Annotated in this window: 1 protein-coding gene and 1 pseudogene; both read left to right on the forward strand. The window is 67.6% G+C overall.

Features of this window, described 5'->3' with window-relative positions; translation table 11 throughout:
• The first annotated feature begins 82 nt into the window (after positions 1-82).
• A pseudogene (gene istA, locus ACFE6Z_RS16385) lies at positions 83-1,582 on the forward strand (IS21 family transposase).
• Positions 1,582-2,257: IS21-like element helper ATPase IstB (istB, locus tag ACFE6Z_RS16390; RefSeq protein ID WP_375386771.1), on the forward strand; the 676-nt coding region annotated here is incomplete at its 3' end. The pseudogene istA and the gene istB, both read left to right, overlap by 1 nt.

Below are 2,257 nucleotides of genomic sequence, written 5' to 3' on the forward strand. Positions count from 1 at the left end.
GGGGGATCGGCGTCCAATTTTGACCCCCTGAGGCGCGCGTTGCGCATGCTGCCTGTCTTTGTCGAGGACAGGCGGTTGGGGGATGAAGTGCGTGGACACGATCGCGCGGATCCGCCGCGAGCATTTTGTGCGTGGCAAGACGATCAAGGAGATCGTGCGTGAGCTGCACGTGTCGCGGAACACGGTGCGGAAGGTGCTGCGGTCGGGGGCGACGGCGTTCGAGTATGAGCGCGAGGTGCAGCCGCTTCCGAAGCTCGGGCCCTGGCGTGAGGACCTGGACCGGCTGCTGACGGAGAACGAGGGACGGGCGGCGCGCGAGCGGCTGACCCTGATCCGGATCTTCGAGGCGTTGCGGGCGCTGGGCTACGAGGGCGGCTACGACGCGGTCCGGCGCTACGCCCGCGGTCGGCAGCGGGAGCGGTCGTCGTCATCGGCGGCGTTCGTGCCGCTGAGCTTTGATCCGGGCGAGGCCTGACCTGCTCGACTGGAGCCACGAGATTGTCCTGATCAACGGCGTGACCACGACCGTGAAGGTCGCGCACGTCCGGCTCTGTCATTCACGGATGCTGTTCGTGCGGGCCTATCCGCGCGCGAGCCAGGAGATGGTGTTCGACGCCCATGACCGGGCGTTCGCCTTCTTCAAGGGAACCTGCACGCGCGGGATCTACGACAACATGAAGACCGCGGTGGAGACGATCCTTGTCGGTCGCGCTCGTACCTACAATCGACGCTTCCTGCGGATGTGCAGCCACTACCTGATCGACCCCGTGGCTTGCACGCCGGCGTCGGGCTGGGAGAAGGGTCAGGTCGAGAACCAGGTCGGGCTGGTGCGCGAGCGGCTCTTCACGCCGCGCGTCCGGGCGAAGAGCTATGACGAGCTGAACGCTTGGCTGCTCGACCAGGCGATCGCCTACGCCAAGGCGCACCGTCATCCCGAGTTCGCGGACCGGACCGTGTGGGAGGCGTTCGAGGCGGAGCGCCCGAGCTTCGTTCCCTACGCCGGGCGGTTCGACGGCTTCCATGCCGTCCCGGCGTCGGTGTCCAAGACCTGCCTGGTCCGCTTCGACAACAACAAGTACTCGGTCGCCGCGAGCGCGATCGGCCGCCCTGTGGAGATCCGCGCCTACGCCGACCGGATCGAACTGCGCCAGGACGGCCGGATCGTCGGCGACCATCCGCGCTGCTTCGGTCGTGGCCAGACGGTGTTCGATCCTTGGCACTACGTGCCCGTGCTGGCGCGCAAGCCCGGTGCGCTCAGGAACGGAGCCCCGTTCAAGGACTGGGTGCTTCCGGTCGGGCTTGAGAAGGTCCGACGCAAGCTCGCAAGCGTCGAGGACGGCGACCGCCAGATGGTCGCGATCCTGGCCGCGGTGCTGAGCGACGGCTTGTCCGCGGTCGAAGCCGCCTGCACCGAGACGCTGCGTGAGGGCGTCTGCTCGGCCGACGTCGTCCTGAACATCCTGGCCCGGCGCCGGGACCCCGCGCGGCCGGTCACGATCATGACGCCCGAAGCGTTGCGGCTCGCCGTCGAGCCGACCGCCGACTGCGCTTGGATCACGACACCCTCAGGAGAGCCGTGTGATGGAGCGTTCCGCGATACTGACCACCATGGGCGAGCTCAAGCTCTATGGCATGAAGGCCGCCTTCGACGAGATCATCGCGACCGCCGTGAAGCGCCAGCATGAGCCTCAGCGCATCGTCGGCGATCTGCTCACCGCCGAGATCAGCGAGAAGCAGGCGCGCTCGATCAAGTACCAGATCACCATCGCCAAGCTGCCGCTCGCGCGCGACGTCGAGGACTTCGCCTTCGCCGGCACGCCGATCAACGAGACGCTCGTCCGCGACCTCGCAAGCGGCGAGTTCCTGGCTCACCAGCGCAACGTCGTGCTGGTGGGCGGAACCGGGACCGGCAAGACCCACCTCGCCATCGCGATCGCCCGGGCCTGCATCCGCGACGGCGCCCGCGGCCGGTTCTTCAACGTGGTCGACCTTGTCAACAAGCTCGAGGCGGAAGGCCGCTCAGCACGTCAGGGCCGCATGGCCGACTACCTCAGCCGCATGGACTTCGTGGTCCTCGACGAGCTCGGCTACCTGCCGTTCGCGCAGTCCGGCGGCCAGCTCCTGTTCCACCTGATCAGCCGCCTCTACGAGCAGACGTCGATCATCGTCACAACCAACCTCGCCTTCGGCGAATGGCCGAGCGTGTTCGGCGACGCCAAGATGACCACCGCGCTGCTCGACCGGCTCACCCACCACT

Source organism: uncultured Microbacterium sp. (assembly GCF_964244775.1).
GTDB lineage: Bacteria > Actinomycetota > Actinomycetes > Actinomycetales > Microbacteriaceae > Microbacterium.